Source organism: Pseudomonas sp. R3-41, assembly GCF_054161485.1.
Genome location: NZ_CP096421.1, coordinates 4083305 through 4090815, shown reverse-complemented (window position 1 = coordinate 4090815; position 7511 = coordinate 4083305). Strand labels below are relative to the sequence as shown.

At 62.8% G+C, this 7511-nt stretch carries 1 protein-coding gene (cut by a window edge); it reads left to right on the top strand.

Translation table 11 applies throughout. From position 1 onward, the window contains the following. The first annotated feature begins 328 nt into the window (after positions 1-328). Positions 329-7511, top strand: the start of a protein-coding gene (locus M1D99_RS17770) for a non-ribosomal peptide synthase/polyketide synthase (RefSeq protein WP_458130527.1). The gene runs 23753 nt beyond the window's last position; only the first 7183 of its 30936 coding nucleotides appear in the window; the start codon lies at positions 329-331; its stop codon lies beyond the right edge, outside the window.

Genomic DNA, 7511 nt, shown 5'->3' with positions numbered 1-7511 from the left:
ATCGGCCGCTTCACCTGAGGGATGAATGCCCTGTCCCGGGCTTCCGGGCAGGGCGCTCGCCCTTGATCCCGCGCATCTGTATGCCCTGTCTGGCCGACGTCGGGGCTTGTCCCTGCTTCCCATGACAGACATCACCTACCGAATGCTCTAATTTTTTTTGGCCTGTAAGGCGCGGTTCGCAAACCGCCGCCTTCGGTTGAACGTGACGATTATCCAGCGCTTTGGCCCGTGCGCCGAGGTCGGCCCAACCGCCGTCCAGGCGCCGCGCCGTACCTGAAAAACACGTTTTTATCGTCAACCACTCCGAACTAGAAAAGCAGGTCCTTCGATGCAATTCAGCGAATTGATGACAGCTCTGTCCCAGCACCCGATCCGTCTCCAACAGGACGACGACAACCTTGTGATCCTGGGCGACGACGAAGGACTGGACAACGCGCTGTGGGACAGCCTCATTGTCCATAAGCATGAATTGCTCGACCTGGTGGAGAGAAATGGTGGCGACTGGCTGAGTCCGGCATTCCGTATCACTCCGGACATGCTGCCGCTGGTCAGCCTCACGCAGGAGGAAATCGACCGGATTGTCGACGGCGTGCCTGGTGGGGCCGGCAATGTGCAGGACATCTACCCCCTGGCACCGCTTCAGGAAGGCATTTTTTACCATCACCTCGTCGCAGAACAGGGCGATCCCTATGTGTTGCAAGCCTTGTTCGGCGCGGATCAACGCACGCGGCTGGATGACTTTACCCAGGCGCTGCAAGGGGTGATCGACCGCCATGACATCCTGCGCACCTCGGTGGTATGGGAAGGGCTCGACGAACCGCTGCAAGTCGTCTGGCACAAAGCGCAGTTGGCGCTGGAACCACTCGCGCTTGATCCTGCCGATGGCGACATTGTCTGGCAACTGCAACAGCGCTTCGACACCCGGCATCACCGCCTGGACGTGGGACGAGCGCCGCTGATGCGCCTGGTCTGTGCGCAGGACCCGGTCAACGCACGCTGGGTGGCGATCCTGTTGTTCCACCACATGGCGCTGGACCATGCGGCACTGGAGCTGGTGCAGCATGAGATGCAGGCGTTCCTGCTCGGAAAGTCCGAGGGGCTGCCCGCCGCTGTGCCGTATCGTAACTACGTGGCACAGGTCCGGCTGGGCGAGGGCCCTGAATCCCATGAGACGTTTTTCCGCGACATGTTGGCCGACGTTGATGAACCGACGCTGCCACTGGGTTTTGCCGAGGTCCCCGAACGTGAACCGGTGATCGAGGAAGCGCACCTGCCGGTCGAGGCCTCGTTGAGCCGTCGCTTGCGCATACAGGCCCGTCAGTTGGGTGTCAGTGCGGCCAGCCTGCACCACTTGGCCTGGGCGCGGGTGGTGGGCGGGGTTTGCGGCCGGCAGGATGTGGTGTTCGGCACCGTGCTGATGGGGCGAATGCAGGGTGGTGACGGTGCCGGCCGCGCGCTGGGCATGTTCATCAATACGCTGCCGCTGCGGGTGAAACTGACCGGGCAGGATGTGCGCGAGGGGGTGAGAGCGACCCACGCGAGCCTGACGGCTTTGCTCGGGCATGAGCATGCATCGTTGGCCCTGGCCCAGCGTTGCAGCGGTGTGCCAGCGCCGGCTCCGCTGTTTGGTTCATTGCTCAATTACCGGCACAGCGGCACTGCGCAAGCGCCTACCACCGAGGCTTTTGCCGCTTGGGAAGGGCTGCATGTGCTGGGCGGTGCCGAGGGCACCAACTACCCGTTGACTTTGTCAGTGGACGACTTGGGCGAAGGCTTCAGCCTGAGCGTACTGGCCTTGGCCGAGATCGGCGCGCAGCGCACGGGCGACTACATGCTGATGGCGCTTGAAAGCCTGGTCCAGGCACTGGAGCAAACGCCGGAGTTACCGCTGTGTCGACTCGATATCCTGCCGAAGGACAAACGTCGGCAATTGCTAGTGGATTTCAACGCCACCACTCGCCGCTATCCCCGGGACAGGACCGTTCATGGCCTGTTCGAGGCCCAGGCCCAGGCCCGCCCGCAGGCACTGGCGGCGGTGCATGACGAATACAGCCTGACCTACGCAGAGTTGAATGACCGGGCTAACCGCCTGGCCCGGTATCTGGTCGGCCTTGGGGTGCAGCCGGGTGATCGGGTAGCGGTCCTTCTGGGGCGTTCGATAGAGCTGCTGGTCAGCCAGTTGGCGATCCTCAAGTGCGCCGCTGCCTACGTACCGCTGGACGTCAGTGCCCCCCTGGAACGTCAGCATTTCATGGCGCAGGACAGCGGGGCGCGGGTCCTGCTGACCCTGAGCACCCAGGCCACGCCTGGGGACACCGCGCGCGTGGACCTGGATACGCTGGACCTGACTGGCGCAGCCGCTGATGACTTGAACTTGATGCAGAACGCCGAATCGGTCGCCTACATCATGTACACCTCGGGTTCCACCGGTACCCCCAAAGGCGTGCTGGTGCCGCACCGGGCGATCAATCGGTTGGTGATCAACAACGGCTATGCCGATTTCAACGCCCGGGACCGGGTCGCCTTCGCCTCCAACCCGGCCTTCGACGCCAGTACCCTGGACGTCTGGGCGCCGTTGCTCAACGGCGGTTGCGTGGTGGTGGTCGAGCAGGAGGTGTTGCTGTCCCAGGAACGTTTTGCCGCGCTATTGGCCGAGCAGTCGGTCAGCGTGTTGTGGATGACGGCCGGTCTGTTCCATCAATACGCTGCTGGCCTTATGGCTGTGTTCGCGCAGCTGCGTTACCTGATCGTCGGCGGCGATGTGCTGGATCCGGCGGTGATCAGCCGCGTCTTGGAGGAGGGCGCGCCGGTTCATCTGCTCAATGGTTACGGCCCGACCGAAGGCACCACCTTTACCACCACCCATGAAATCGAAACAGTGGGCGAAGGGGCTATCCCGATTGGCCGTCCTGTTGGCAACGCCCGCGTCTACGTGCTGGACGCCAACCAGCAGCCAGTGCCCATTGGCGTGGTGGGCGAGTTGTACATCGGTGGCGACGGCGTCGCGAAAGGCTACCTGAACCGCCCCGAGCTGACCGCCGAGAAGTTTGTCAGCGACCCATTCAATGCCGATCCAGGAACCCTGCTGTACCGCACTGGCGACCTGGCGCGTTGGCGCGCCGATGGCACGGTGGATTACCTGGGGCGTAACGACGACCAGGTGAAGATCCGCGGTTTCCGTATCGAATTGGGCGAAATTGAAGCTCGCCTTGGCCAGTGCGCCGGCGTGAAAGACGCGGTAGTGCTGGCGCGACAGGACGAGCCGGGGGCAAAGCGCCTGGTGGGTTATGTGGTAGCCGACGAAGGTGTCAGCTTGTCAGCGCAGGAACTGCGCGCTGAGCTGGCAGCAGCCCTGGCCGAGTACATGGTACCCAGTGCGTTTGTGTTGTTGGCGTCCTTCCCGCTGACCGCCAATGGCAAGCTGGATCGCCGTGCGCTGCCGGCTCCAGACGTCGAGGCCTATGCCAGTCGCGAATACGAAGCCCCCTTGGGCGAGATCGAACAGACACTGGCGCAGCTCTGGTCCGAAGTGCTCAAGGTTGGGCAGGTGGGTCGCCACGACCATTTCTTCGAACTGGGTGGCCACTCGCTGCTGGCGGTCACGCTGATCGAGCGCATGCGTCAAGCTGGCTTGAGCGCCGACGTGCGTGTGCTGTTCAGCCAACCAACCCTGGCCGCACTGGCGGCGGCCATCGGCAGTGGCAAGGAAGTCAGTGTCCCTGGGAACCTGATTCCCCTGGGCTGCGAGCGCATCACCCCCGACCTCTTGCCGCTGCTTAGCCTGCCCCAGCAAACCCTGGACCGACTCATCGCGAGCGTGCCTGGCGGCGCACCCAACGTGCAGGACATTTACCCGCTGGCACCGTTGCAGGAAGGCATCCTCTATCACCATCTGGCTGCCAAACAGGGCGACCCGTACGTGTTGCAGACCCAGTTCGCCTTCGATAACCGTGAACGCCTCGATGCGTTCATCCAGGCCTTGCAAGTGGTGATCGATCGACACGACATCTTGCGCACCAGCGTGGTCTGGGAGGGCCTGGACGAACCGGTCCAGGTGGTCTGGCGTAAAGCGAAGCTGCCTGTGGAAGCGGTCGACCTCGATCCTGCCGCTGGCGATGCCGCGGCGCAACTGCGCCAGCGCTTCGACCCACGGCATCACCGCCTGGACGTCACCCAGGCACCGATGATGCGCCTGGCCTACGGGCAGGACGACAGCAATCAGCGCGTGGTCGCGACACTGTTGTTCCATCACATGGCCCTGGACCACACGGCCATGGAGGTGGTGCAGCAGGAAATGCAGGCACACCTGTTGGGTGAAGCCGGGCAACTGAGCGACGCGGTGCCGTATCGCAACTATGTGGCGCAGGCGCGGTTGGGGGTGAGTCGCGAAGAACATGAAGTGTTCTTCCGGGAAATGCTTGGAGATATCGACGAGCCCACCTTGCCTTTCGACCTGCAGGACGTGAAGAACGATGGCCTCGACATCGAGGAGGCCAGGCAACCGATAGATGCCGCGCTTGACCTGCGTCTGCGGGCGCAGGCGCGTCAGCTTGGGGTCAGTGCCGCGAGCCTGGTGCACCTGGCCTGGGCACAGGTGCTGAGCAAGGTGTCCGGCAAGCAGGACGTAGTGTTCGGTACGGTCCTGATGGGCCGCATGCAAGGTGGCGACGGAGCCGATCGCGCACTGGGCATGTTCATCAACACCTTGCCGTTGCGCGTGGATGTCGGCCTGCAAGGCGTACGGGCCGGCGTCAAGGCGACCCATGCACGGTTGACGGAGCTGCTGGGCCATGAACATGCCTCGCTGGCACTGGCGCAACGTTGCAGCAGCGTGGCGGCACCATTGCCGCTGTTCAGCGCCTTGCTCAACTATCGCCACAGCGTCACGGGTACGGCCTCGACCCAGGCGTTGGACGCCTGGCATGGGATCCATGTACTGGACGGTGAGGAACGCACCAATTACCCGCTGACATTGAACGTCGATGACCTGGGCAACGGTTTCAACCTGACCGTGCTGGTTGCGCCACAGATCGGCGCGCAACGGATCTGCGCCTTTATGTATACGGCGCTGGAAACACTGGTGCAGGCATTGGAACAGACGCCCCAGGCAGCCTTGTATCGTCTGTCGATCTTGCCTGCGACGGAACTTGAGCAATTGTTGGTGACGTTCAACGCCACCGAGGCTGACTATCCGCGGCAGCAGACGATTCATGGGTTGTTCGAGGAGCAGGTGCAGCGTACGCCGGATGCCGTCGCGGTGATCCGTGGCGAGCAGCGCCTGAGCTACCGCGAGTTGAACGAACGGGCCAACCGCCTGGGCCATTACCTGCGCAAGCACGGCGTGGAGCCGGATTCGCGAGTGGCGATCTGTGTCGAGCGTGGCATCGACATGGTGGTGGGACTGCTGGCGATCCTCAAGGCCGGCGGCGGTTATGTGCCGTTGGATCCGGCGTATCCGTTGGATCGGATTGCCTACATGTTGGAAGACAGTGCGCCAGCAGCGGTGTTGGCGCAGGACGCTACGGTTGGGCTGTTGAGCGATGCCTCGATAGCCGTGATCAATCTCGACAGCGGTTTGTGGCAGGACGAATCCGTCCAGAATCCCGTGGTCGCCGAGCTGACGTCCTCGCACCTGGCTTACGTGATTTACACCTCGGGTTCGACCGGCCTGCCTAAAGGCGTGATGATCGAGCACCGCAATACGGTGAACTTCCTGACCTGGGCCCATCGTTCGTTCGACTCAAAGATATTGTCGAAAACCTTGTTCTCGACTTCGCTGAACTTCGACTTGGCGGTCTACGAGTGCTTCGCGCCGCTGACCTCGGGTGGCAGCATCGACGTGGTCACTAATGTGCTGGAACTGCAACAGGGCGAACACGACATCACCCTGATCAACACCGTGCCGTCAGCGCTCAAGGCGTTGCTGGAGTTCGGTGGTGTAGGCGAGGGCGTCGACACGGTCAACGTCGCTGGTGAAGCCTTGAAGCGCAGCCTGGTGGAAGCGTTGTTCGAGCAGACCCAGGTCAAGCGTCTGTGCAACCTCTACGGCCCTTCGGAAACCACGACCTATTCGAGTTGGGTGTCGATGGCCCGTGAGGAAGGGTTTGCCGCGCACATCGGCAAACCGGTGGCGAATACGCAGTTCTATCTGCTGGATGAACACAAGCAACCGGTACCACTGGGCGTGCCGGGTGAAATCTACATCGGCGGGGCAGGCGTAGCCCGTGGGTATCTCAATCGGGATGACCTCACCGCCGAACGTTTCCTCAGGGACCCGTTCAGCGCCACGCCAAATGCCCGCCTGTACAAGACCGGCGACCTGGGCCGTTACCTGCCGGACGGCAACATCGAATACCTGGGCCGCAACGACGATCAGGTCAAGATCCGTGGTTTCCGCATCGAGTTGGGCGAGATCGAAGCCAAGCTCGCCCGCCACGAAGCGCTGAAAGAAACCGTAGTCCTGGCCCGCGAAGACATACCGGGCGACAAGCGCCTGGTGGCCTATTTCACCCAACACTCGCCGGACGAAGCCGTCGACATCGAAACCCTGCGCACGTACCTGCAAACACAACTGCCTGACTACATGGTACCCATGGCCTACGTCCGACTGGACGCGCTGCCGCTGACACCGAACGGCAAACTTGATCGCAAGGCCCTGCCGACACCAGACCTCGACGCGCTGATCACCCGAGGCTACGAAGCCCCGCAAGGCGAAGTCGAAACCACCCTGGCGCAGCTCTGGCAAGACCTGCTCAAGGTCGAGCGCGTGGGTCGGCACGACCATTTCTTCGAACTGGGTGGGCATTCGCTGCTGGCCGTCAGCCTGATTGGCCGGATGCGCCAACTCGGCTTGTCGGCGGACGTGCGCGTGCTGTTCAGCCAACCAACCCTCGCCGCACTGGCCGCCGCGGTCGGCAGTGGCGGCGAGATCGTGGTGCCGGACAACGGCATTTTGCTGGGATGTACCCGGATCACGCCGTCGATGCTGCCCTTGGTGGCGCTGGACCAGCTGGACATCGATCGCATCGTGGAAACGGTGCCCGGCGGTGCGCGCAACGTGCAGGACATCTACCCGTTGGCGCCGTTGCAGGAGGGCATTCTTTATCACCACATCGCTGCGCACACGGGCGATCCCTATGTGTTGCAGGCCACGTTCATCGTCGCCGATCGCGAGAGGCTGGAGGCGTTTGCCCTGGCCCTGCAAGGCGTCATCGACCGCCATGACATCCTGCGCACCTCGGTGGTCTGGGAAGGCCTGGACGAGCCGGTGCAAGTGGTCTGGCGTAAAGCGCAACTGGCGGTGGAGGAACTGGTGCTGAGCGCGGCGGCGGGCGATGTCGCCGAGCAGTTGCGCGAGCGATTCGACACATTGCATTACCGCCTGGACATGCAACAGGCGCCGTTGATGCGCATCGCATATGCCCACGATCCGGCCAATCAGCGCTGGGTGGCGATGCTGCTGTTCCATCACATGGCCCTCGATCACACGGCGCTGGAAGTGGTACAGCACG